The organism is Sporosarcina sp. FSL K6-3508 (assembly GCF_038615825.1).
In the GTDB taxonomy this organism is placed as follows: domain Bacteria; phylum Bacillota; class Bacilli; order Bacillales_A; family Planococcaceae; genus Sporosarcina; species Sporosarcina newyorkensis.
In genome coordinates, this window is sequence record NZ_CP152016.1 from 2,958,412 (window position 1) to 2,982,119 (window position 23,708).

Below are 23,708 nucleotides of genomic sequence, written 5' to 3' on the forward strand. Positions count from 1 at the left end.
GAAATAAATGAGCGAAACAATTGTAATGCCGAAACTAGGTATGACTATGACAGAAGGCACCATTACTGAATGGTATAAAGAAATAGGTGACACAGTTGAAAAAGGTGAACCTGTTTTAATGATTAGCTCTGAAAAACTAAATCAAGATGTAGAAGCTCCAAACACCGGTATTCTATTGGAGAAGTTCGGTGACGTGGAAGATGAACTGAAAGTGGGAGACGCCCTTGCGATTATTGGCGAAGAAGGAGAAAAGCCTTCCTCAGCTGATAAAAAGGATACTAACCCTGTCAGTGTAGATGTAATGAATTTCGAAAAACCACATTCACCATCAGACATACCTGCACAGCAAGGAGTAACAAAACATCAAAAGTCAGATCGGATCTTCATTACCCCGTTAGCGAGACGTATGGCTGTCGACAATGATATCGATATCCAATCTGTGACAGGCTCTGGCGGCAAAGGGCGTATAACAAAGCGCGATATCGATAAAGTGTTGGCAAGTAGTGATAGACAGACTGAACCTGCACATGAGCTCGCTGCCAAACAAGCCGCAGCAACCGTTTCAGCACCAACTGCTTCTGTCGGCGAAGGGCTCTCTCCCATGCGAAAAGCGATTGCGAGAAATATGCGTGAAAGTTTGGCACAAACAGCCCAACTCACTTTACATCGCAAAGCAGGTATCGATCAGCTAATTGAATTCCAACAGACATTGCGCAATGAACTGAACGCCAATAATTCCGAAGTGAAATTAAGTTTAACTGTTTTATTAGCTCGAGCTGCTATCTTGGCTTTACAAGAGCTAAAGGCCATGAACTCCACATATTTTGATGGACAGTTAGTAGAATTTGATGAAGTACACTTAGGCATCGCGACTTCCCTAGATAACGGTTTACTAGTGCCTGTCATTAAAAATGCACATCAAAAGACCATTGGAACACTCGCGAACGCGTTAAAAGATGTAACTGAAAGAGCCCGAATCGGTGAAGCGGATCAAGCTCTTCTCTCTGGTTCCACATTCACTATCACCAATTTAGGTGCAAGTGGTATCGAATATTTCACACCAATACTGAATCCAACCGAAACAGGAATTTTGGGAATTGGGGCTCTGCAAGAAGAGTTGATTTTAAGTGAAGACGGAACAGTAAAAGCCATCAAAAAGATTCCACTTAGCATTACGTTTGACCATCAAATCATTGATGGAGCTAAAGCTGCCGAGTTCTTATCCATTTTAGTAAAATATATTGAAACACCTTATTTACTAGTACTGTAATACGCAAAAGTTGCAAGGAAAGGCATTCTTCCTTGCAACTTTGCTCTGTTTAACCCACGAAGAAAAGGTAGTTTGTGTATCGGTCGCACTATAATAAAACACCACTAAGTCCACGTTTGCTATTCTACGACAGCTCCTTAATTTTTCGTTATGTATTATGCATTCTCGTATTTCAAATGGGTCTACCATACCGACACTTAACACGTATTTACGATAAGCTTCATAATATACCATACCGAATTTTATAAAAAGGAGGAGTTTCAGTGCATCGTTTCCCTTACTTCCATTCACCTTATTATCCTGTCTGGCCATTCTCCACTCAAGCACAAGCCGTCAATGACACTAGCGGCTACCCACCTGTCGATACGAAAAAATTTCAATCCTCAGCTCAGGAATTCCATCTACTCATGAAACAGGCAACTTTATTAGTCGGTAAGATCGAACAATCGCCCCAATTCTCACGGGAACTTATGCAGGCCGCACAACAATCCAATCAGAATAAAGTAAACCAGCTGATTGCATCCATTGATGAAACGGCTATCGTTGAAACCCACTACACCCCAGAAGGTATTCAACTGAAATATCGGGACCAAAACGGAACATGCTGTGTGTTGACGATTAAAATTGGTTGGTGAAGTAACTGTTGTTTTTTGGACTGCATGATGTAAGCCATTGCAGTCCATCCCCTACTTATAGAAGTGAAGGTTTTCTAGCGTATCAGGTTTAATACATATCCAAATTAACATGTTATGATTAAACATAGACATTTCTAGAAAGCAGAGGTCCTTCAAAGTTTATGAAAACCATCATGAAACGTGTAATACTATATATAATCGGCTTATTTTTATTATCGTTAGGCGTTAGTTTCTCCATTCAGGCAAATCTCGGCGTTTCCCCTGTGTCTTCGCTGGCTTATGCTTTGTCTCTGACAGCCGGCCTATCCATTGGTATCACTACCATCCTCGCGAACATTTTATTCGTCGCACTCCAGGTAATTTTAAAGAAACGAATTGAATTACGTGAATTGTTCTTACAGCTATTAGTCGCACTTTTATTCGGATTTTTTATGGATGCGACACTACTCCTTGTTCAGCTGCTTCCTAACCCTGAAATTCTTCTGACAAGATTTGCTTTTCTAGTGATCAGTCTATTCATCATTTCAGCAGGTCTAGTAGCCTATTTCACGGCCAAACTTCCGTTGATGCCTTATGATGCTTTGACATATGTAATTAGTGAGCGATTCGATTTAAAATTCAGCAAAGCAAAAATTACGAGTGACTTGCTTAACGTAGGGATCGCAGGTGCAGTTTGTTTAGTCTTTATTCAATCACTCGGCTCAATTGGTATCGGAACAATTCTTGCTGCGTACTATATCGGAAAAATTCTTGGTTTTATGATGCCGCGTTTTAAACAGCCGTTACATAAGTGGATCTATCGAGGTGTAAAAGAGGTAAATCACGAAGACGGGGTCCCAATGAAGCCCATAAAATCAAAATTGTGATGTAGTGAAAGTCAGCCGGTTGCGAACGGCTGACTTTTTTGCAAAGTATTTCTATTTAGATAAATCATTTATTTCTTATAAAGCAGCCTAAACTTTTCGCAAACCACCGGCATTTTATATGTGAACTCTTTATCAAGACTTTCAAATTCTTTGCTAAAGAAAGTTTCATGAACGTCACGCCAGTAGCTTAACGAACGATCACCTTCGCCTTCCAAATAAGCGTGTTCTACCGTTACTTCGTCAAAAGGAACAACTTCCACTTCTGTCGTTTCCACTATCGCTACCGCTTCCCCATCACCATCGAGAATAATATTGTGTAGGCCCACTTGCGGTAACGGCTCGTTTTCTAATTCATAAATTGTGTAATTGGAGGCTGTCGCTGTTTTCTTTCCTTCTATAACCAGATTGGCAAGTTCATCTGCCATTTCTTTTGAATCGCCGAAAGCCCATGCTTCGTAACTTTCAGGTGCATGCGGGTTACCCTTTATATACTCTTCCCACATACGATTGGTCGAATTCTTGCTCTTATATTCTTTCCACGCGGTGATTCCTCCTTCCAATACGACAACGGTATAAGCTCGTTCGGAGAGTATGTTCGCGCACTTCGTAGCGGAATTCCCCGTTGTGCACGTGATGGTCAATTCTTTATTCATCGGTAACATAGGAATGAGTCGATCTTTCTCGTCTACCAACTTGAATATCTCTGTTTTTGGCACATTCAAATCCTCTACGCTAGACCCTTCAATATGAAAGTCATTGTATTTGTCTTCAGCTCGTACATCTACAAGCACAATCTCTTCGTTAGAATTCATTTTCATAAATAAATCTTCCGGTGTTATCGTCTTAATAGTCAATTTGCTCTCCTCCTCAGTTATGCCCCTCAGCTGTTTCTCTAGTTATTTATTTCTCAATCTGTCTCTTCCAATGTGACTGCAACAATCTCCGGTCGATTGAAAACCCTTAATGGAATAATACTATTCCCAAGTCCTCTGCTCACCACCATGACCGTATGATCCAATGTATATTTACCAGCTGTATACTTCGGTAAAAACCCTTGATTCGGTGCTACTAGACCGCCAATAAACGGCATTCTGAACTGTCCCCCATGCGCATGACCGGCAAAAACTATATCAAATTCATGCTCTGCGTAGAGCGAAAACATTTCGGGCCTATGCGATAAAAGGATAGTAGTATTTTCTTTTTCAAGCCCTTCGGTCGATCTCAAAATGTCCTCCTCTGATGTATCTCTTTCTGATCGGCTTTCATTTTCGTACGCCGGATCATCAATCCCAACAAGATGTATCTCTTCATTACCTTTAACCAAGGTAACATGTGTGTTTCTCATGACTTGTACTCCTATATCATGTAAAGAACTCTCCAGTGAACTGAACGTTCCCGACCACCATTCATGATTTCCCGAGACAAAATAAACAGGCGCAATTTGAACCAATTCCTCCATCAAAATAAGGCTAGCTTTGTCGCCCTTTTTCTTTGAATCGATCAAATCGCCCGTAAATACAATGATGTCTGGTTCCAAGCCGCTGACTTTACGCACCAAAGCACGCTGTTCTTCCCCAAAACTCTTATTATGCAAATCAGACAACTGCACAATTTTGAATTGATCAAAGCCAGCTGGGATGTTTGTCGAACGAATTGTAGTGCGAGTTATATCGATTGCATTATTTTGAAAATAAATGAAAGATCCCAATGCTGCAAGAGTCACTACTACATATAAAAACTTCTTCGACATCCGGTTCATCACTTCCTATCCGGCAACTCTAACTGTTCTTCACTAAAAATCATCATATAATCTACCGAGATATTACTGACACTATAGCTATCGCCATTTACTGAACTCTCTGGATATGCTTCGTTCCCTGACTGATCCTTTGCAATCCAACTGAAATGTATCTCTTGTGTTGGTGAGAAATTCTCAAAGAACAACTCAGGCTGATGTTTTGCTTTAGTTTTTAAAAAAGAATCCAAAATCTGCACTCCATCTTCAGGCAACGGCATCACGCCATATGAACTGTCCTTGAGAGAGGTGACCCACTCCATTTGCACCCTTGGATAATATGTTTCTTCTTCTACTACTTCTTCTGAGATTCGCTGTCCTCTCTCCCGAATCATATATAATTGGAGAGTACTTAGTTGATCCGCAGGAGATATATTCCATACAAAATGATAAGAAGATGGATCTTGCTGGTCAACCTTCCACACTCTAGGTTCGCCGTTCATATCAATATGTGCCACCTGCCATTTACGGTTCTTCCAAATCCAATAGCTCAGACCGTATTCTTGGCGTTCAGAAATGAAAGGGACCACTGTATGACGTTCATCTGCATGAATTATATCTTGAATCACGTCAACAGCCGCTTCGGGAAACATCTCATGAATTTCATTCATCAATTGCGCATCAGTTGGAAAAGAGACTGGTTCCGATAAATAAAACCAACCAGCTAAGCCAATTACCACACCAAGGAGCACGATACCGGTCAAAATCCACGATTGTTTCTTCATTGGCTCCCTCCCTCATCTATCAGCGATGCATCTGTGCGAAAATATAGCTGCCGATCTGAAGTCGTCACTAAAATTCCTTTACCGTCCTCTTCGACATAGATCATAGAATGCAAACCATTTCCCCATTTTGATCCAGTGCCTGTCAGCTGATAAGGGAAACGTTCATTCCGTTCAGCAGGTTCTGTTTCCAAATAGTATTCCGTATACCACTCATCATTAAAAACCCTATCCTTTTTCATAGTGTCCAGTTGGTCAAAATATTTTTCTGTCTGAAATACCTGATGATCTTTTGCGGCAGGATGAATAGAGATAAGTTCTGGGTTTTCCACCTGAGAAAGATAGGTCGATAACTGGTCTTTCGGATAAAACCATTGTTGGAAAGGAACGGATAGCAGAGCAAATGCTAGGAAAATATAATTTGACCAAAAGCCAAGCCAGACAAACGATCGATAACGCTCCCATCGGTTTTCCTTACTTTTCAAAATGAAATAGAGAAACCATACTCCAAGCGGTAAAATCGCCAATCTTAGCAGCAGATCAAACCAATATACATTAATAGAGAAAGAAAACAGACCTACAATTATGGTGACCAGGACTTTCCATAATTTTAGTTTGACTTTCTGCTTCGTATAGAGTTTGAAAGCAATATACCCCAATGCTATCCAAGATAGTAGAGTGAATATGATAGGAATCAGATTAAAGTCAAATAAAACTTCGATGGCGGACACCCCTTCTCCCTTAACGGAAATCAGAAAACAACATCTAATTTAATTATAGACTGTGTGTCTATTAGTTGCATCTTCTTAACAGAAAAATAAAAAACAAGTGATGAGCACCAATTGGTCTCATCACTTGTTTTATTAGTCGATCTTTAAATCGTTCCTTAAAAATGTCTCGTAAATTCAAACATAGTATAGTAACTTTCAATAATTTATACCCTCTTAAACGATATTACTTCCAAGACACTTGTGAAGGATGACATTCAAACCAACCAAGCCACTCGGATAACGCGCAGCCCGCTTCGAATCCAACTTCCCCGCTTTGCCACTTACTTCCTAAGGAAGTTGAACCTATAGTCTGACTGGTAGATGCTGCCTCCGCAGTATTTATAGAAGGGTTAGCACCAATAGCTAAAACACCCGCCATTAGTAACGCTGCTGCAAATCGACCTGTTTTTTTCAACTCTATCAATCCCTTTCGTAGATCTATATGATTTATTAATGAAGCTTTTAACAAACCACACATAACTATTCCCAGTAAAAAGAATAGTTAAACATTTTAGCTATATAAAATTAACTGCGATGAGTAATGCATTTTTTTCTCTGTTAATTTGGAAGGCGGAAATATTTTTCTACACAAGAAGATGTGTTTATGAGCCGCGATGGCGAAGTTATAAGCGCAAATCGAAGTCGTATGAGCGCGCCACCTCGTTGAGTGACGAAAACCGCAAGCCACTCATCTATGAGCAACTTGCGGTTTTGCATTATAATCCAGGTAAAATCCCGCTTAGTAAATTTAATAAATATACCATGCCAAGTGCGGAAAGACCTGCGATAAATCCACCAATCGACCATGCTTGAATTGTTTGAGGAATCGTCAAACGACCAAATTTATTGACGACCCAGAAACCAGAATCATTCGGCAAGGACAAGCCGATCGCTCCCGCACAAATTGCAAGTCCAAGCAAAATTGGAGAGACGCCAAGTTCTCCGGCCATCGGTCCGAGAATGGATGAAGTCGTGACGAGCGCGACAGTTGCTGATCCGAGCGAAGCACGTAAAATTTGTGAAAAGATGAATGCCAGGATGAGAACCGGAATACTCCAACCTTGCATCGTCTCAATCAAATAATCTCCTATGCCGCTTTGATTAATTACTGCACCGAAAGCGCCACCAGCTCCCGTGACAAGGATGATCATTCCTGCAGAATTGATTGCTTCATCATACAATGTTTTATAGGGCACATGTATATACGGTTTCAGCACGATCAATCCGACAATCACACTGATTAACAATGCAACGTTTTTGTCGCCAATGAAACCTAGAATTTGTGATGCAGTCCCTTCTTCCAACCATAAATCCGTGACTGTATTCAGGAGTATCAGTATAATCGGCAAGCCAAGCATAAAGAACGATAAACCTGTAGAGATTTCTTTACGACCTTCAACTTTATCAGGAACGGCAATATCATCCTCAAGTTCTTCCGGCATGGTCTTAATTCGTTTGCCAATAAATGAACCGTAAAAATAGCCGCCGATCATCGCTGCTGGGATTGCGCAAATGATTCCATAAAGAATAAACAATCCTAAGTCTGCGCCCGTATTTTCCGCCACAACGAGCGGTCCAGGTGTTGGCGCAATCATACTGTGCGAAACGATCAATCCGACACCGAGGGAAGTTACGAATGTCACAATCGAAATTCCTGTACGACTGGATAAACTTTTCACCAGTCCACTCAAAATGACGAAAGCTGCATCGAAGAAGACAGGAATCGAAACGGCAATTCCTGTTAAAGAAAGCCCGGCTGCTGACCGCTTGATCCCAAACACTCGCAGCACAGCTTCCGCAATTTTTTCAATTGCACCTGATACACCTAAGAACTGGCCAAAAATTACCCCAAGACCGATTAAAATTCCGACTCCAGTTAGCGTGTTACCAAACCCCGTCGTAATGAGGCCCGGAATATCTGCCAACGGAAATCCAAGTACAAGTGCTGTAACAAAGGCTACAACAATCAACGTTACGAACGGCTCAATATTCATTTTTAATATCATAAAGAATAATGCTGCCAATGACAGCAGAAAAATGACAATGAGCATATTACCTTCTACCATGTCATCACCTCAATCCTTATTCACTAATTTCTCTACAACTGTGCGCAGTGTATCGACTTCACCGACGTTGCCAGGGAAGATGACATACGGAATGCTTGGAAAACGACTCTCTTCCCCTGTTTTCCATACAGGAATACCGGGCGCGATTTGTCCAGCCACTTCTGCTTTTTTCACGGCTAGCCCCTTTGTTCCCACATCACTTGACGTAATGCCGCCCTTTGCAATGACAAATGCTGGCTGTGGATTGCAGTGTGCGACAAACTGTGTGACTGCGGAGGAAATCTTCACAGATAAAGCCAACTCCTCTTCCTGCCGCCCTTCACCTAAATCGATTCGACTACGAGATGTATACACACAAACCGTCGTGCCTTCTCCAATTTTCTCATTGATCCTCTCCTGAATCTGTACAATTTCTTTTTCAAATTGTTCTTTATCCACGACGAGGTGACAATCAAATTCGATAAACTCAATCGAATCCAAAGCTTTCAAAGCGTTTAGTTGATCTGTCGTTTTCCGCACATGCGAACCGACTACAATCAAACCGCCCGTTGCTGAATTTTTTTGAATCAAGTCCACTTTGGTCAAATATGGTTTTGAAGAAATATCACCGATGACTTTTGTAAAGGAAGCTGCCGTACGGAATAGAAAATGTTTTCCTTGCTGGATAACACGCATCAACGCTATCGTAAACACTTTTAAATCCTCTTCCGATACCGCATTGACAATCATCTTTTGGAAACTTTCCAGACGATGCAATTTAGACTCAATCGAACCAAAATCAAGTGCGCGCAGCTCGTCAAGTGAAATCGACAATACCGAGTCAGCAGGGAATTGATTCTCTGTTTTCTCCGCAATATATTCCTTCAGATCGCTCTTTGTAAATCCAAACATCCGGTCCTTTGCAAATTCTGTTTCTCCTGCCGGTATATAGTTCCCGTTTTGCTTTACATAATGCACATCATCTATCGTTTCTCTGCCGCCTTCTTTGAAAAACGGTATAACGATTTCCCCATCGACTTTATACGCATCTTGCTTTTCAATCACATTTCTCAAAACTTCGGTTTCAAGAGGGTAGTGCCCACGCAATGTGGAATCACCCCTACTGATGATTATAAAGTCTTGTCCTGTTTCTTTCGCAGCGATGGCTATTCTTTCCGCAATTTGCGTATGAACTCTCGTCGTTTCATCCACAGAGAATGCTCGGGAATTGGTCAAAAGGAATACTAGCTGACGTGATTCCTCAAACATGGAACGGATAGTTTCGGCAGACCAGTCGGTATATACCGGAATGCCATGAACCGTTTGTACACCAGTCGGATCATCATCTAGCACAATAATTTTCTGCTGAAACGTTGAACGTTCTGTTTTCCAAAGAGTTTCCAAATCCAGTCCGTACACAGGAAGGTGTTTAATACGCTGTTGCACTTTATTTACCTCCCTTTGGCACTTCAAAATTCGCTAATTTCTCATAGTATTGAATCAAACCCACATGATCGTCTGCTGCTTTGCCATCTATTTTCAATGCATGGAACATTTCCAAGACATCCGTAGACAGTGGCATTGGTACACCAATATCATGTCCTGCCTGAACAACATTCGTCAGATCTTTCATATTAATGTCGATACGCCCGCCTGCTACGAAGTTCCGCTCCAAGACTAAAGGGATTTTCGCGTCTAAAACAGTACTTCCTGCCAATCCGCCTCGGATGGCTTGGTACATTTTTTCGATATCCACTCCGGATTTCGATGCCAGAACTACTGCCTCAGACATCGCAGCAATCGTGACATTAACCAAAATTTGATTGGCAAGTTTGGCAGTCGATCCACTGCCGTGACCTCCTACATGCGTAACATCTGCTGCCATAGCTTGGAGTACGGGAAGGGCTTCATTTAAAGCTTGCTCTTCGCCACCTATCATGATGGACAGGGTTCCATCAATTGCTTTCGGCTCTCCGCCACTCACTGGTGCGTCCATAAACCGGACATTCACTTTTTTTAATTCCTCTGCACAAAGGATCGAATCTGCCGGCGATACAGAACTCATATCGATTACGATCGATCCAGGCTTAAGATGATTTACAATTCCATTTTCACCGAATAAAACGTTTTGGACGATAAAAGCATTCGGCAGCATTGTGATGACAATATCGCTTCCTTCAGCTGCCATCTCAGGTGAAACCGCTTCCATGGCCCCCGCATTTGCTACAACTTTTCTGGCATCTTCATTCAAATCAAATGCCTTCACTTCAAATCCTGCTTTTATAATATTAAAGACCATAGGACGCCCCATGATACCAAGCCCAATAAAACCAATCTTCATCTTATGTTGCCTCCTCTTTATTTGACAATTAGCGATTTCATTATACAATAAGTTTTCTGACTTGTATACATTATTTAACTCAATGAATACAGTTACCTAATTTGATAGATTCTCTTGTATACTGTTTAGTAACGAACGGAGGAGAAGTACAATGGAAATCACTTCACGTAGCGCGCAACTAATAGCATATGAAACAATCCGGGAAAAGATTATAAATGGAGCTTTTCCTGGCGGGATGAAATTAGTAGAAGTCCAACTGGCTGAAGAAATCGGAGTGAGCCGGACACCCATTCGAGAAGCGATCCGTCGTTTAGAACAGGAAGGTTTAATTAAGCGAAAAAAAGTGATCAAGCCAAGCGAAAAAGACTTGCGTCATATGTTCCAGATGCGTACATTAATTGAAAGTCATGCTGCAAAAATGGCTGCCACGTATATGTCTGAAAAACGCATTGTTCAATTGCGGTCAAGCATCCATTTGGCACAAAGGAGCAATACAGAAGGCACGGTGAAAGCTAATAAAGAATTCCACGATCTGATTGTTCAGGAATGCAGAAATCCGATTATGATTGAAACGGTCGATAAAATGCAATCGATTATTTACCTATTTAGCAAAACTGTAGTAGTGCATGAACGCCCATTATTACTTGAAGAGCATATGAAAATTTGCGATGCAATTGAGCAGCGCAAACCTGAATTAGCGAGCAGTTTAATGGAAGAGCATTTGAAAGCCGATCTGGAGTTTACACTTAACATCGTGGAGTGAATTGCATTTCGTTCAACGTCATTTATAACAAAAAAAGATAGGTATCCTCTACTGAAATTGATTAGAGAACATCCTATCTGATAATAGTGTGGACAGCTGTGCAGCATTTTATACGTCCTCACTAAAAAGCTCAGTCAACATTTATTGTTGACTGAGCTTCGTTATACTTTTACTTGTACAGGATCATGCCAAGGGTAGTTATTCGTCAAAACAGTTGCTAAGTCTTTACTTTGTTGCTTTCTCATTTTACGAATTTCAGCTCTTTGCGGCGCTGTCTCATGCAAGTATTTTTCCTCTTCTGTCTCTGGGATGACTTGTGGAACGGCCAATGGTTTTTTATCCTCATCCAATGCAACGAAGGTTAATAGAGAGGTAGCAGCTATTTTACAATCACCACTTGCCAAGTCTTCTGCGATGACCTTCACAAAAATCTCCATCGACGATTTCCCTGTCCACGTCACATAGGATTCAAAACAAACGGAATCTGAAGGACGAATCGGATGCAGAAAATCCACGGAATCCATGGAGGCCGTTACGCAGTCGGCCCTACTATGCCGAGCTGCTGAAATCGATGCGATTTGATCAATATCACTCATTAAACGACCACCGAACAATGTATTATGATTGTTGACATCATTGGGAAAGATTCTGCTCGTTCGAACGACTCTTGATTCCCGGCACTGCTTTTCACGTTTCATTCCAAATGAAGCCTCCCCTTGAAATACGCCAACCTATTAAATCTAAATTAGAATACATTCATAAACATTTTTATATTTGTGTATCAAATAAATATACCTAATGTTCACAAAATTGTCAAGGTTGATTTGTGAATCTACTTGCATCTACAGTTGTTCGTATCGGAGCTTTATCTTATTTCTGAATTCCCTGTAACAACGGAACGTCTTTTTCTTCTAACAGACCGACTTCAAGTAATCCCTTCAAAATTCCGTCTTCCGAACAAGATGCTGTCACGTGGTCTGCCACTTCTTTAAGCTCTGGAATCGCATTCTCCATCGCAATGCCTGTGCCGACTGTCTCGATCATTTGCATATCATTCAGTCCATCGCCAAATGCGTAGCTGTTCTCGATTGGAATATTCAAATGTTCCAGCATTTTTTGAATCCCGATCGCTTTAGACGCACCATTTGGGAGCATATCCACCGAGCATTCATCCCATCGAACAAAAGAATAATCATTAAATAGTTGCATATACTGCTCAGTTTCTTCAGGCTCGCAATAGATCTGAACTTGGTTGATGTCGGAATGCGAACAAATTTCCTTATCTACTGGAGGGTACGGGATTTTTAATCGAGTCGTACCTGCAGTGATCAGTGGATGTTCAGACGCATTCGTGACAAAATTATCAAATGTAGAGTATGTCAGTCCATGTCCTTTTTCATTGGCAAGCTCCGTCAACTTCTGCATATCTTCGCGCTTCATCGGGTTAGAAAAGATTTCTTTTCCACCAAACACAACATGCTGCCCATTCATCGATACATATGAATCAAATGAAAGCTCATCTAGCAGCCATTCGAACATCAACGGCGCTCTCCCCGTACAAATGACCGTGTGTATCCCTTTATTCTGCAAAGCTTTCAACGCTACCTTTGTTGAGTCTAAAATCGTTTTATCATGACTCATCAAAGTTCCGTCTAAATCAAAAAACACAATTTTATTATTCACTTGTACTTGTCTCCTTTCTTATACAGGCCGAACAGTAATTTCATTCACATTGACGTACTCAGGTTGTTTCACTGCATAAACGACTGCTTTGGCAATATCTTCTGCTTCTAATTTTTTTCTATCCGTCATACTAGAGCTTAGACGGGTATCGACCATGCCCGGGGAAATATTCGTCACACGTACTCCTGTCCGTGCAAGTTCTTTTTCAAGCCCTGTTGAAATTGCTCTCACTGCAAATTTCGTAGCACTATATACAGTACTTTTCTTCGTCGCTTCAAAGCCCGAAACGGATGCAATATTGATAATATGGCCACTTGACCGCTCTACCATGCCTGGCAAAACAGAGTCAATTCCATACAGCACACCCTTAATATTGACATCAATCATACGCTCCCATTGCTCTACTTCTCTGTCACGTACGGTAGCAGATAGCATCTGACCAGCATTATTGACATAAATATCTATGGAACCAAATGCTTCGTTCGCACGCTTTGCCAGTTCCTTTACCTCTGATTCATTCGCGATGTCTGTCGGAACGGCCAGTGCCTGACCTTGATTCGTACTATTTATCTCTTTCGCCACAGCTTTCAATTGCTCCTCGCGACGTGCAGCTAATACTACATTCGCTCCTTCTTTTGCCAACTCTTTGGCGATTGCAGCACCAATCCCTCCACTCGCTCCTGTAACGATTGCTGTTTTACCTGCTAATGAATGGATATCTTTTGCCATTTAGACTCTCTCCCTTCGCCATGCTACAATTAGTCTAACAATTTGCTGGTAGATATGCTTTGAAGTTGCTTGCCAACTGATTATAAATTTTAGAATAGGGAGTGAATTTATGCTGAATACACAATTTATGAAAGCGATGCGGTTAAAACGGGACATTGTTCCCTCGTTTAACTCATATCCTTTTGATTTACCAAGTATTCGGACGCTGGATGAACTGGATTTTCATCGGAACGTGACATTTTTTGTCGGAGAGAATGGCATGGGAAAATCAACGTTACTAGAAGCAGCGGCTGTAGCTGCAGGGTTTAATCCTGAAGGCGGATCTTTAAACTTCAACTTTTCCACCTATGATTCACATTCTGTATTAGAGGAATATATAACATTGATTAAAGGCGTAATCCGTCCAACTGATGGTTTTTTTCTGCGTGCCGAAACGTTTTATAACCTCGCAACAACGATTGAAGAATTGGATAACGCACCAGGAAACAGCCCTCGGATTATAGATGGCTACGGAGGCGTATCTTTGCATGAACAATCTCACGGCGAATCTTTTTGGTCTACGTTCATTCATCGCTTCAGAGGAAATGGTATTTACTTATTGGACGAGCCGGAAGCTGCACTTTCACCGTTGCGACAACTTTCCATGCTAAGTCGAATTCATGACTTGGTCGGAGAAGGCTCCCAATTCATCATCGCCACACACTCACCTATCCTGTTATCCTACCCCGATGCAAAAATTGTAGAATTCACTGATGAAGGTGCTCAGGAAACGACTCTTGAAGAAACTAGCCATTATCGAATCATGAAGCAGTTCTTTGATGATAAAGACCGTATGTTGCATCATTTGCTAAAATGACAGTTACCGTATGAAATATGTAAAACAAGCGATTATTTCCGGGGAAATAATCGCTTGTTGTCTTTATTCTTTATCTCGGTCTGCCTTTACTTGCTCTCTTGCCTCTTTCTTTATTTCCTCAACTTGTTTTTCAGCTTCTTTTGCTGCATCATTTGCCACTTCAGATGGTTTTTTATTGTTTTCATCTTGATTACCGGGTTGATCCGCATAACTTTTCGTCATTATCTGCACTCCCATTCCTATTTTGAATGTATTATTCCCCTATCGGCCGGAATCAAACCTTATATCAGTTATGTCCCGACGTAATTGTTTCCGATTTTTGGGGATTTGTTCGACAAGCTCTCCTAAAAATCTCACATAAAATGACAGCGAGTTTCGTGCTACAATAAAGGTAGAAAATAAGAAAGGCGGATTAGTCTTGTCTAAAAAATTGTTGACCTATTTGATCATGCTCGCAGTTGGCTTTACATTTCTAATTTTAGCGATCATTCTCGATTTTCCTGAAAAGGTAAAGTGGCTATTTTTAGGTATTGCGGTCGTCTTGAATGTAACAAGTGCGATTGCTGCAATGAAAATTGGCTTAAGAGAAATGAAACCTACTAAATAATGCGCTGGATATAATCTTTTCAATTATAAAGGCGTCCTGTTCATCGCATACGAATGCAACGAACAAGACGCCCCTATTAGTTTCCGCAACTCGGCTCTATTGCTAGATAACAAGCCGTTTCTCTACGTAAGATTTCACAGCATCCGCTGAATACAAATCTCGTTTGGGTAATATGTACGCGCTGACCGTACTCGTGTAAATATAAAAGTAATTCGCATCTTCTATGATGCTCTTCACACCTGCCCACTGGACATTCGTTTCACCTGTAGATGTAGTATCCGTCATTCCTGATTTATTCATCTTCATAAAATGCTTACCGACAAGGCCCTCATTCTTCCCCTCTTTCAACATTTTCCGAACTTGCCTTGTGATGTGAAAGTAAAAATACTTCGGATATACGATCACCCAGGCAATAGCCGTTACCGTAAATGTAGCAAATAGCGGTCCCCGTGCCATATCTGTAAATACGGATAAAAAATAGGCGAAGAGTAGAAAAATCAAAGGCGATATGTAGCGTTGCCACTGCAATGAATTTTTTCCCACTTTAGAATTCTTAACATGATATAAATTAAAAGCAACGACATCTTCTTCTGTTAACTCATACTGAATCTCCATTTGTTCCTCCTGCCAAGTGTGCTGTACAATTCAACAGCGAACAACTTTTCCCTTCAACATCAATGATAGTCAGTGACGTATTGTCGATCGTTACCGCATATCGGTCATCCTCAAGCAAAGTGACAATCATCCGTTTAATAAAACTTCCGTGACTTACAACGAGAATTCGTTTATCCGGGTTCATATGAATCTGCTCTTCTACAAACTCCATACCTCTAGCAACTACACTATCCGCAGTTTCGAACTGCATATTCAGTTCACGCCAATCGGGACCCCATTTCCGCACACGTTCTTGTTCTGTCGTACCTTCGATTAGACCACTGCTTCTTTCTCGCACACGGTCATCTTCCACCACTTTCACATTCGGCATACGAGCAGCGAGAATCTCTGCTGTATGTTTTGCACGATTCATAGGACTCGTGACAATAACATCCCAGTGTTCTCCTTCAAGTCGAGTCGCCAATTTTTCAGCGGCCTGGACACCTTCATCATTCAACGGAATATTCGAGCTCCCCTGAACACGGCCTTCCTTATTCCAAGCTGTCTGTCCATGACGTACAAATCCAATAATCGTCAATGCAATCTCCCCCAACACATCGTCATACATTCGCCTTAAAAGCAGGCGTTCGCTTGATCCATAGATAATTCAGTACAACACCGAGGAACAATACAAACGCGCCAAAGTAAAAAGGATAATCGACATTAACATCAAATAATGCACCACCAATAATAGGTCCAAATACATTACCGATGCTGGTAAACATCGAATTCATCCCACCGACAAAGCCTTGCTCATTCCCGGCAATTTTTGATAAATACGAGGTTGCAGCCGGACGAATCAAATCAAATCCTACAAAAATGATAATCGTCACAAGCAACACCATAAAATAACCCCTAACGAATGTAGCTAAAAACACGAGCAATGCCGAAAAAACAAGACAGAAGAAAATCAGCCGTTTTTCCCCTATCATTCTGGAAAGCTTATCGAACAGCAATACTTGTGCAAGTGCCCCTACGATACCACTGCCCGTAATAATAATCGCTATATCTGTTGGTGTAAAACCAAATTTATGATCGACAAACAAACTGAAAATCGATTCAAATGAAGCCAGTCCAAATGACAAAATAAAGATAATTACAAACACGATAAAGTACTGGCGCGCAAATATCCGCTTCAATCCTGGCTTGCTTTCATCTTCCGCCACAGCTTCTTGATAACGAGCAGGCTCACGCAGCATGATCAATGAAAATACAGCCGCGAACAATGCAAGACCTCCTGCGAAAAAGAAAGGAACCCGAGTACCGAATCCTGCCAAAAAACCACCTATTCCAGGTCCGATGATAAAACCTGTAGAGATGGCAGCAGACATAAAACCTAACGCCTTTGACCGTGTTTCCATCGTCGTGATATCCGCGATGAAGGCTGTAACTGCCGGCATAATAAACGCGGCACTCACTCCACCTAAAATCCGTGATATGAATAATACCGGCAAAGTTTGTCCGATCCCAAATAAAAATTCAGATGCACTAAAAATGACCAAGCCGATGACAATCATCTTTTTTCTTCCGACTGTATCAACCCATCTTCCTGAAAAAGGCGACACGAGCAACTGGGCCATCGCAAAAATGGCGACCATGTATCCGACCACTGTACCCGATATATGCAGTTCATTCATCAATGTCGGCATAACTGGTATTACGAGACCAATCCCTAAAAAAGCAATTAGCAAATTGGACAACAACAGTATTAATGTAATGGATTCCTTCTTCATGTTCTCTCACCCGCAATCAGTCTAAGTTGATATTTCTTCATCATAGCAAGCCGTGAGGAAACTTACAAGAAGAAGAGAAGTGCATTCCCAATTATCTCTCTACTTAGTTTGCACACCTTGACTGACGAGTAATTGTAAAAGTACACATTATTATCGAAACAAAAAAAGCGGAGTCCGATTTCAAAGGACACCGCTTATTTTCAAGGCAACTCTAACGATTCTTCCAGCTCACTGCAAGACCCAGTCCAATCGCCGTACATCCCGTAAGGACAGCGATTGGCATTGCCCTCATGAAGTAAGCGTCGAATGTATAGCTGTCTAAAGATATTACTGCAAATGAAATGAGCAGGATGAGAAAAGCAACTAGCAAAATCCATTGGACAATTTGCTGAAATTCGAATTTCATATTCTTCATCCTTTCATTACGCTTACTCTCTACTCTTCTTCCAATCTTCATTAAGCATACTATAGACAATTATATCATGATAATGATCATAGAGAAATTCAGCATCACGAAGAACTCCTTCTTCAATAAATCCAAGACGTTCGGGGATTGCCCTACTCTTTTCATTTCCCGTACCGCATCTGATTTCCACGCGGTGCAATTCGTACTCGTCAAATGCATAGTCCAGCAACGACCTGACGACCTCTGTCATGATGCCGTTCCCTTGATAAGGTTCTGCCAGCCAATAGCCGATACTCGTCTGTTTATTAGCTTGGCTCACCGAATGAAACCCTGCCATCCCAGCCAGATTTCCGTTAAATAGAATGCCTGCCTGGAAGCCATCCTCCGCAGCAAATTGTTCCAGCCATGCTGAAATAATTGGGCCGTACTGTTCAGGTTCTATCATGAAATCTACCCATGGCAGCCATTGACGTAAGTTCCTTCTGGAATCGTCCACGAGATCATATAGCTCATTCGCATCTCGTTGCCCTAGCAATTTCAATGAAATTTGATCCGTCACTTTAAGCATAAACATATTATATCTCTCCATTCATCTGTATTGAACTCACGGCAGGATTGTGAAGGCTCCTATGTAACTTGTATGGTTCTAATGGTACGTTTGAATAAAAAGAAAGTCAATATGGATTATTTTGAAGAGTCGGACACCAATCCAAAATGCAAGTCACCTGTCGTTTCATGCAAGACACCTATATTGCATTGTTCCGTCTCTAATGAAATGGTACGATTCATCCAAGATGATAACGAAGAGGTGGTAACCATACGGCTAAAAATAAATAAATCACACGAATTTAGAGATGTTGAAATTATGATTAATTGCCCCGAAGTTGATGAGCGTCTTTCCCGCTTGATTCAACAGATTAATCAAATGATGTTCTCGATTCATGGCAAAAAGGATGGCAATACGTACCCAATAATTTCAGATGAACTGCTTTATATCGAGTCAGTAAATGATACGACTTTCCTATACACCGACCGTGAGGTCTTTGAAAGTGACAAAAAATTATATGAGTTCGAGGAACAGCTAGTAAATACCCGTTTCTTAAGAATCAGCAAAAACTTTATCGTGAATACTTCCAAGATTGAAAACGTGAAAGCTCTCATAAATGGACGGTTTGAGACCTCCTTATCGAACGGTGAAAAAGTGATTGTCAATCGTCATTATGTAAAATCATTTCGAAAACATTTTCTAGGGTGAGGTGAATAACTTGAATCGTACAATTATCTATATTAGTGCTACCTGCTTTGCATTTACTTTTAGCTCTATATTTTATTACCTATTTCGGATGTTCAATATTTTCCCGCCATTAACTGAAAGGATGACCGCCTATCTATTTATAATCTCCACCATGATCACCTTGTTAATTTTCTTATCCCATCAATTACCGGTAGAGCAGCCCTGGCTTATTCATTTAATTGAACTAGGCTGCGTCATAGTCGTTCTACTTATAGCAGGAGCTGCATTTAAGGTGTACCCTTTTCACTCGTTCTATATTGTAACGGTTACCGTATGCGGTCTATTAGCATATGCCTTCGTCAACACCATGATTTATATGAATAATAAGGGAGCAGAGCGAGTGATCAATAAAGTGATTTCGAATACGAGGAGTGATGCAAATGCTTAAAATTATAGAAGTTAACGGGTTACAAAAATCTTATGGTTCTGTCCATGCTGTCCAAGATATTAGTTTCTATGTAGAGAAAGGAAGTCTCTTTTCATTTTTAGGAACAAACGGTGCAGGTAAATCCACTACCATTTCAATAATTTTAACACTCTTACAACATGATACAGGAGATGTGAAAGTAAATGGCTTAACAGTTGGGAAAGATGATGAATCAATACGCAAAGAGATTGGTGTTGTTTTTCAAGACAGTTTATTGGATCCACTTCTGACAGTGCGAGAGAATTTAGACCTTCGAGCTCGATTTTACAGAATGTCAAAATACGAAAGAGGAGCAGCTATTGGGAGAGTAGCGGAGATTGTTGATATAACTGCTATTTTGGAACGCCGGTACGGTAAATTATCTGGCGGACAAAAAAGAAGAGTGGATATTGCCAGAGCCCTTCTCCATCAGCCAAAGATCTTATTGCTCGATGAACCTACTACCGGTCAGGACCCCCAGAATCGAAAACAGATTTGGAATACGATCTTACAACTGCAACGCGATACAGGAATGACAGTTTTTTTAACGACTCATTATATTGAAGAAGCCGCTAATTCTGATTTTGTTGTTGTAATGAAAGAAGGAAGGATTATCGCGAGAGGAACGCCAAATCAACTGAAAACTGACTATTCTGCTGATAGACTGGTTATCACAGCTGCAAACCATTCGCAGTTTCGCAATCAACTACAGGCAGATCAACTGGAATTTCGTGAAGAAAATGCCTCATACATTCTGAACTTGCAAAGAACGACCGATGCAATTCCACTTTTAGCAAAGTACCAAGATGACATTACTTCCTTTGAAGTAATGAAATCTAGTCTAGACGATGTATTCATCCAAATTCATAACGGAAAGGATGGGTCGTCTGATGCTGGCATTTGCTAGACGTAACTTACTAGTTTATTTCCGCGATAAGGCTGCATTGTTTTTTTCACTGCTTGCCGTTTTCATCCTGATTGCTCTGTATGTATTCTTTCTTGGCGATTTAATGGCAGAAGGTTTGCCCGATTTCCCGGCTAAAAGTTGGCTTCTCACATCATGGATTCTGGCCGGAATTTTAGCAGTAACTTCAGTGACCACGACGCTAGGCGCGTTTGGTGTTATGGTGGAGGATCGCTCGACACACACTTACTTAGACTTTTACGCTTCTCCGATCAAACGGTCCTCTCTATTTGCCGGCTATGTCATGAGTTCCATCTTCATTGGTTTCCTTATGTGTTTGGTCGTACTCTTTACAGCAAATGTTTTTCTATTTTTCTCAGGTGGAGAATTATTAGCTTTCACTCAGCTTCTAAAAATCATCGGGGTCAGCCTATTATCCGTATTGGCGAGCGGTTCTATGATTTTACTTCTAGTTTCTTTCTTTACAACATCCAATGCGTTTGCCGCTGCAAGTACGGTAATCGGGACATTACTTGGATTTCTGGCTGGAATTTATATACCTATTGGAAATTTGCCTGCTTACTTGCAAACCATCATAAAATTTTTTCCTACTTCCCATTCAGCGGCCTTATTTCGTCAATTGCTAATGGACCGGCCGCTTCAGGAAGCCTTCTCAAACGCACCGATCGCAGTCATAGAAGACTTTCAATTGAATATGGGCGTTTTTTTCGAAATAAATGGAAGTTCTAGTTCACTCTTATTCAGTGTACTTTATTTACTGGGAACGGCATTCGTATTCTCCTTTCTATTCCTGACCGTCATGAGGTGGAAAAGAACCTAGCCCTTTTACTATCGTTATAATCATCTTCATAAATTCTTCATAAAAACCTTTACCTTTTCTTCAGGTTGATCATGCATAATTGAAGTCAGTTACTTTACTGAATAGGACGGGGTCCATGTGAAAAAATTACTGTTGGTCTTCATTTTAATAGGTGGAATTTATTTCACCTTTTCGAAATGGGACGACCATCAACTAGTGCAGGAAAATTGGAGTGTGTCCGCTAAAGCAATGATTTTGCTGGACGCAGAGACAGATAAGGTCTTATATAAGAATAATAGTTCCGAACCTTTACCTATTGCCAGCATGACGAAGCTTATGACGCAATACATTGTCTTAAATTCAATAAAAAGTGGTGCACTGTCTTGGGATACTGTATATCAACCGAGCGCATCTGTACTGAATATGAATGCATTAACGAGTGCATCTAAAATCGGTATGACGGCTGATCAGACCTATACTGTCCGTGAGCTATTCACAGCGATGAGTGTCATTTCCGCGAACGATGCCGCCATCGCATTAGCCGAGCTGGTGGGCGGAACAGAAGATCAATTTGTATCTATTATGAATAAGCAAGCTAACGCCTTGAAACTAAAAAACACGTCTTTTTATAATTCATCTGGACTAGACGGCAGCTATTTAGGCCGCAGTGAAGACGAAACCAATTTAGCGTCTGCTTATGATGTGGCATTGCTAGCGCAAAAATTGATTAAGAAACATCCGGAAATATTAGAGTTTACCAAGATGCAAAGCTTTACCTCAAAACAAAATGTGAAAATGTGGAACACGAACTTACTGCTGTCTGGTATGCCACTTCAAATGGCAGGAATAGATGGTTTAAAGACGGGTTATACCGACGCTGCTGGTTCTTGTTTTGCAGGCACTGGTGTGTTTAATGGAAAGCGTGTCATTTCCGTAGTGATAGGTGTGGAGGATGTAGATGGTGACAGCTCAGAACCCCGGTTCACCTTGACTCGTGAGCTGATTGAACGTTTTACAAACTAACTAATTCAAAAATAAAGCAGACCTTTCAACTCAGGTCTGCTTTATCTTTATTCATCTCGAATATCCAACCCCATCATCGCTGCAAACTGTACGGCTTGCCGGACAGAAACGATGCATCCTTCCAAGTCTTTCATCGACACGGTCATACTTTCGAATTCTGAGCTTCTCAGTTCCACTCCTTTTAAAGAGGTTTCATCAAAACTTGCACTGTCAAGATTACACATTGAAAACTTCGTTTGCTTCAGTTTGCAATCGAAAAAATCCGCGTCTTTAAGTTGGCACTGTTCAAAAAGCACGCGTTCCCACTTCGCATGGACGAACGCAGAGAGATTACCGATACATTGCTCGAATAAAACGTCAGTAAAGCGAGCATCCGCAAAGTTTACGCCAAGCATCTTGCAATTGTGGAAACTGGCACGGTGTATACTAACCCCTCTTAAATCCGCATTGGAAAAGTCACAGTTCTCAAATCGGACATCGGTAATGAATAAATCCGGTAGGGACGCATGTTGAAAACTTGAGTTTTTAACGAGCATATTTGTTAATTGAGCTCGTTCCACCATCTCTCCATCAAACCTCGAATCAAGTACGACGCAATTTTGAAGGTAAGGATCCTCTTCTAGCCATACATCTTGAAACGTTGCCGGAGTTAATTGTCCCGACACTTTCGGTTGGTTAAGTTTCATTTGAATTCCACCTCTCCTTGAGAGCCCTAAGAAGCATTGCCCTCTATGAAATGGTACCATAAAAAAAGGAGTGAAGTATATGAAGATCAATGACCAAGCACGCGAGGAATTATGGACGCAAGTCGGCCATTTAACAGATGAAGACATTAATCGAAAACCTTCAGATAACGAGTGGTCCATAAAACAAGTGCTTGAACATCTTTATCTTATGGAAGGCGGCGTCATCAAAACTATACAAGCACAGCTTACCTCAGGCGAGCAAAAGGACGTAGCCGACAAACCGATTGAGCTGACAGTCAATCGATCGACGAAAGTACAAGCTCCGGAATTTGCAACTCCTACAGAAGAATCCGCAACACTGGAAGAATTAAAAGCCAAACTCAACGCAACTCACTCGACCTTACGGGAATTTGCTGAGAGTACATCTGATGCGCAATTAGAGGAAAAATCCTACCCTCACCCTGTATTCGGTGAGATGAATCTAAAACAATGGATTCCGTTCATCGGCTATCACGAATTGCGTCATATTGATCAAATTAAAGAAGTAAAACAAAAATTAGGGTTATAAATAAAACGGAGCGGCAGATCAAATACCATCTGCCGCTCCGTTTTTCATTGGAGGGGATTGGGATTGGGTTTCGTTCGGTCTAACGATGGTTTGGTGCGGGCCGACGCGGCTTTGGTTCGCTTCGACATGACT

Annotated in this window: 29 protein-coding genes; 11 read left to right on the top strand and 18 right to left on the bottom strand. The window is 41.2% G+C overall.

The window, feature by feature from the left end; translation table 11 throughout:
• The first annotated feature begins 7 nt into the window (after positions 1-7).
• From MKX97_RS14730 to MKX97_RS14740, 3 genes are all read left to right on the top strand, one after another.
• Positions 8-1,270 carry a dihydrolipoamide acetyltransferase family protein gene (locus MKX97_RS14730; protein WP_342536317.1) on the top strand — a complete coding sequence of 421 codons (1,263 nt, stop codon included), beginning with the start codon at positions 8-10 and terminating at the stop codon, positions 1,268-1,270.
• Between the two features lie 263 nt (positions 1,271-1,533).
• Complete coding sequence (locus MKX97_RS14735; RefSeq protein WP_009498689.1) at positions 1,534-1,905, top strand: hypothetical protein; 372 nt, start codon at positions 1,534-1,536, stop codon at positions 1,903-1,905.
• A gap of 173 nt (positions 1,906-2,078) precedes the next feature.
• On the top strand, positions 2,079-2,771 hold the full coding sequence (locus tag MKX97_RS14740) for a DUF6198 family protein (protein ID WP_040760123.1): 693 nt from the start codon (positions 2,079-2,081) through the stop codon (positions 2,769-2,771).
• A gap of 68 nt (positions 2,772-2,839) precedes the next feature.
• Here MKX97_RS14740 and MKX97_RS14745 read toward each other — a convergent pair whose 3' ends face one another.
• The 8 genes from MKX97_RS14745 to garR all read right to left on the bottom strand — a co-directional run bounded on the left by MKX97_RS14745 (position 2,840) and on the right by garR (position 10,444).
• The gene (locus MKX97_RS14745) at positions 2,840-3,625 is read right to left on the bottom strand and encodes an ASCH domain-containing protein (protein ID WP_078818569.1); all 786 of its coding nucleotides are present in this window, start codon (positions 3,623-3,625) and stop codon (positions 2,840-2,842) included.
• Between the two features lie 53 nt (positions 3,626-3,678).
• Entirely contained in the window at positions 3,679-4,530 is an 852-nt protein-coding gene (locus MKX97_RS14750) for a metallophosphoesterase (protein WP_342536318.1), read from the bottom strand.
• Positions 4,530-5,291: a hypothetical protein gene (locus tag MKX97_RS14755; protein WP_078818571.1), complete on the bottom strand. Its 762-nt coding sequence runs from the start codon at positions 5,289-5,291 to the stop codon at positions 4,530-4,532. Before MKX97_RS14755 ends, MKX97_RS14750 begins: the two co-directional genes overlap by 1 nt.
• Positions 5,288-6,019 (bottom strand): hypothetical protein, encoded by a 732-nt coding sequence (locus MKX97_RS14760; RefSeq protein WP_342536319.1) that lies wholly within the window; start codon positions 6,017-6,019, stop codon positions 5,288-5,290. Before MKX97_RS14760 ends, MKX97_RS14755 begins: the two co-directional genes overlap by 4 nt.
• A gap of 223 nt (positions 6,020-6,242) precedes the next feature.
• Positions 6,243-6,473, bottom strand: coding sequence for a hypothetical protein (locus MKX97_RS14765; protein ID WP_139366033.1), 231 nt, complete (start codon positions 6,471-6,473; stop codon positions 6,243-6,245).
• Positions 6,474-6,774: 301 nt separating this feature from the next.
• Entirely contained in the window at positions 6,775-8,124 is a 1,350-nt protein-coding gene (locus MKX97_RS14770; RefSeq protein WP_342536320.1) for a gluconate:H+ symporter, read from the bottom strand.
• A 9-nt stretch (positions 8,125-8,133) separates the two neighbouring features.
• The gene (locus MKX97_RS14775; RefSeq protein ID WP_342536321.1) at positions 8,134-9,549 is read right to left on the bottom strand and encodes a four-carbon acid sugar kinase family protein; all 1,416 of its coding nucleotides are present in this window, start codon (positions 9,547-9,549) and stop codon (positions 8,134-8,136) included.
• A gap of 1 nt (position 9,550) precedes the next feature.
• Complete coding sequence (garR, locus tag MKX97_RS14780) at positions 9,551-10,444, bottom strand: 2-hydroxy-3-oxopropionate reductase (RefSeq protein ID WP_342536322.1); 894 nt, start codon at positions 10,442-10,444, stop codon at positions 9,551-9,553.
• A 151-nt stretch (positions 10,445-10,595) separates the two neighbouring features.
• Between garR and MKX97_RS14785 the strand changes: the two genes are divergently transcribed.
• Positions 10,596-11,207, top strand: a complete 612-nt coding sequence (locus MKX97_RS14785) for a GntR family transcriptional regulator (RefSeq protein WP_078818576.1) — start codon at positions 10,596-10,598, stop codon at positions 11,205-11,207.
• Between the two features lie 161 nt (positions 11,208-11,368).
• Here MKX97_RS14785 and MKX97_RS14790 read toward each other — a convergent pair whose 3' ends face one another.
• From MKX97_RS14790 to MKX97_RS14800, 3 genes are all read right to left on the bottom strand, one after another.
• Entirely contained in the window at positions 11,369-11,905 is a 537-nt protein-coding gene (locus MKX97_RS14790) for an acyl-CoA thioesterase (RefSeq protein WP_009498701.1), read from the bottom strand.
• A 172-nt stretch (positions 11,906-12,077) separates the two neighbouring features.
• Positions 12,078-12,890 carry a Cof-type HAD-IIB family hydrolase gene (locus tag MKX97_RS14795; protein ID WP_009498702.1) on the bottom strand — a complete coding sequence of 271 codons (813 nt, stop codon included), beginning with the start codon at positions 12,888-12,890 and terminating at the stop codon, positions 12,078-12,080.
• An 18-nt stretch (positions 12,891-12,908) separates the two neighbouring features.
• Complete coding sequence (locus tag MKX97_RS14800; RefSeq protein ID WP_009498703.1) at positions 12,909-13,619, bottom strand: SDR family oxidoreductase; 711 nt, start codon at positions 13,617-13,619, stop codon at positions 12,909-12,911.
• Positions 13,620-13,728: 109 nt separating this feature from the next.
• Here MKX97_RS14800 and MKX97_RS14805 point away from each other — a divergent pair, with 109 nt between their 5' ends.
• Complete coding sequence (locus MKX97_RS14805) at positions 13,729-14,475, top strand: AAA family ATPase (RefSeq protein WP_009498704.1); 747 nt, start codon at positions 13,729-13,731, stop codon at positions 14,473-14,475.
• 63 nt (positions 14,476-14,538) lie between these two features.
• On the opposite strand, the gene MKX97_RS14810 is transcribed toward MKX97_RS14805, so the two are convergent.
• On the bottom strand, positions 14,539-14,697 hold the full coding sequence (locus MKX97_RS14810) for a hypothetical protein (protein ID WP_171805946.1): 159 nt from the start codon (positions 14,695-14,697) through the stop codon (positions 14,539-14,541).
• Between the two features lie 196 nt (positions 14,698-14,893).
• On the opposite strand from MKX97_RS14810, the gene MKX97_RS14815 reads away from it, so the two are divergent.
• A complete protein-coding gene (locus MKX97_RS14815; protein WP_342536326.1) occupies positions 14,894-15,082 on the top strand; it encodes a hypothetical protein in 189 nt (62 codons plus the stop codon).
• 102 nt (positions 15,083-15,184) lie between these two features.
• Here MKX97_RS14815 and MKX97_RS14820 read toward each other — a convergent pair whose 3' ends face one another.
• The 5 genes from MKX97_RS14820 to MKX97_RS14840 all read right to left on the bottom strand — a co-directional run bounded on the left by MKX97_RS14820 (position 15,185) and on the right by MKX97_RS14840 (position 18,449).
• Positions 15,185-15,697, bottom strand: a complete 513-nt coding sequence (locus MKX97_RS14820; protein ID WP_009498707.1) for a YcxB family protein — start codon at positions 15,695-15,697, stop codon at positions 15,185-15,187.
• Positions 15,681-16,274: a histidine phosphatase family protein gene (locus MKX97_RS14825; RefSeq protein WP_078818628.1), complete on the bottom strand. Its 594-nt coding sequence runs from the start codon at positions 16,272-16,274 to the stop codon at positions 15,681-15,683. The genes MKX97_RS14820 and MKX97_RS14825 overlap by 17 nt, the downstream gene beginning before the upstream one ends.
• Before the next feature lie 22 nt (positions 16,275-16,296).
• Positions 16,297-17,469 (bottom strand): MFS transporter, encoded by a 1,173-nt coding sequence (locus tag MKX97_RS14830; RefSeq protein WP_009498709.1) that lies wholly within the window; start codon positions 17,467-17,469, stop codon positions 16,297-16,299.
• A 211-nt stretch (positions 17,470-17,680) separates the two neighbouring features.
• Positions 17,681-17,875 (bottom strand): hypothetical protein, encoded by a 195-nt coding sequence (locus MKX97_RS14835; RefSeq protein ID WP_342536327.1) that lies wholly within the window; start codon positions 17,873-17,875, stop codon positions 17,681-17,683.
• 22 nt (positions 17,876-17,897) lie between these two features.
• Positions 17,898-18,449 (bottom strand): GNAT family protein, encoded by a 552-nt coding sequence (locus tag MKX97_RS14840; protein ID WP_342536328.1) that lies wholly within the window; start codon positions 18,447-18,449, stop codon positions 17,898-17,900.
• Between the two features lie 105 nt (positions 18,450-18,554).
• Between MKX97_RS14840 and MKX97_RS14845 the strand changes: the two genes are divergently transcribed.
• From MKX97_RS14845 to MKX97_RS14860, 4 genes are all read left to right on the top strand, one after another.
• Positions 18,555-19,130, top strand: a complete 576-nt coding sequence (locus tag MKX97_RS14845; protein ID WP_342536329.1) for a LytTR family DNA-binding domain-containing protein — start codon at positions 18,555-18,557, stop codon at positions 19,128-19,130.
• Between the two features lie 413 nt (positions 19,131-19,543).
• On the top strand, positions 19,544-20,482 hold the full coding sequence (locus tag MKX97_RS14850) for an ABC transporter ATP-binding protein (RefSeq protein WP_342536330.1): 939 nt from the start codon (positions 19,544-19,546) through the stop codon (positions 20,480-20,482).
• A complete protein-coding gene (locus tag MKX97_RS14855) occupies positions 20,466-21,320 on the top strand; it encodes an ABC transporter permease (protein WP_342536332.1) in 855 nt (284 codons plus the stop codon). Before MKX97_RS14850 ends, MKX97_RS14855 begins: the two co-directional genes overlap by 17 nt.
• A gap of 117 nt (positions 21,321-21,437) precedes the next feature.
• On the top strand, positions 21,438-22,322 hold the full coding sequence (locus MKX97_RS14860; RefSeq protein ID WP_221837611.1) for a D-alanyl-D-alanine carboxypeptidase family protein: 885 nt from the start codon (positions 21,438-21,440) through the stop codon (positions 22,320-22,322).
• Positions 22,323-22,369: 47 nt separating this feature from the next.
• Here MKX97_RS14860 and MKX97_RS14865 read toward each other — a convergent pair whose 3' ends face one another.
• Positions 22,370-23,008, bottom strand: coding sequence for a pentapeptide repeat-containing protein (locus MKX97_RS14865; protein WP_342536334.1), 639 nt, complete (start codon positions 23,006-23,008; stop codon positions 22,370-22,372).
• Positions 23,009-23,087: 79 nt separating this feature from the next.
• On the opposite strand from MKX97_RS14865, the gene MKX97_RS14870 reads away from it, so the two are divergent.
• On the top strand, positions 23,088-23,576 hold the full coding sequence (locus tag MKX97_RS14870) for a DinB family protein (RefSeq protein WP_342536335.1): 489 nt from the start codon (positions 23,088-23,090) through the stop codon (positions 23,574-23,576).
• Positions 23,577-23,708 lie beyond the last annotated feature (132 nt).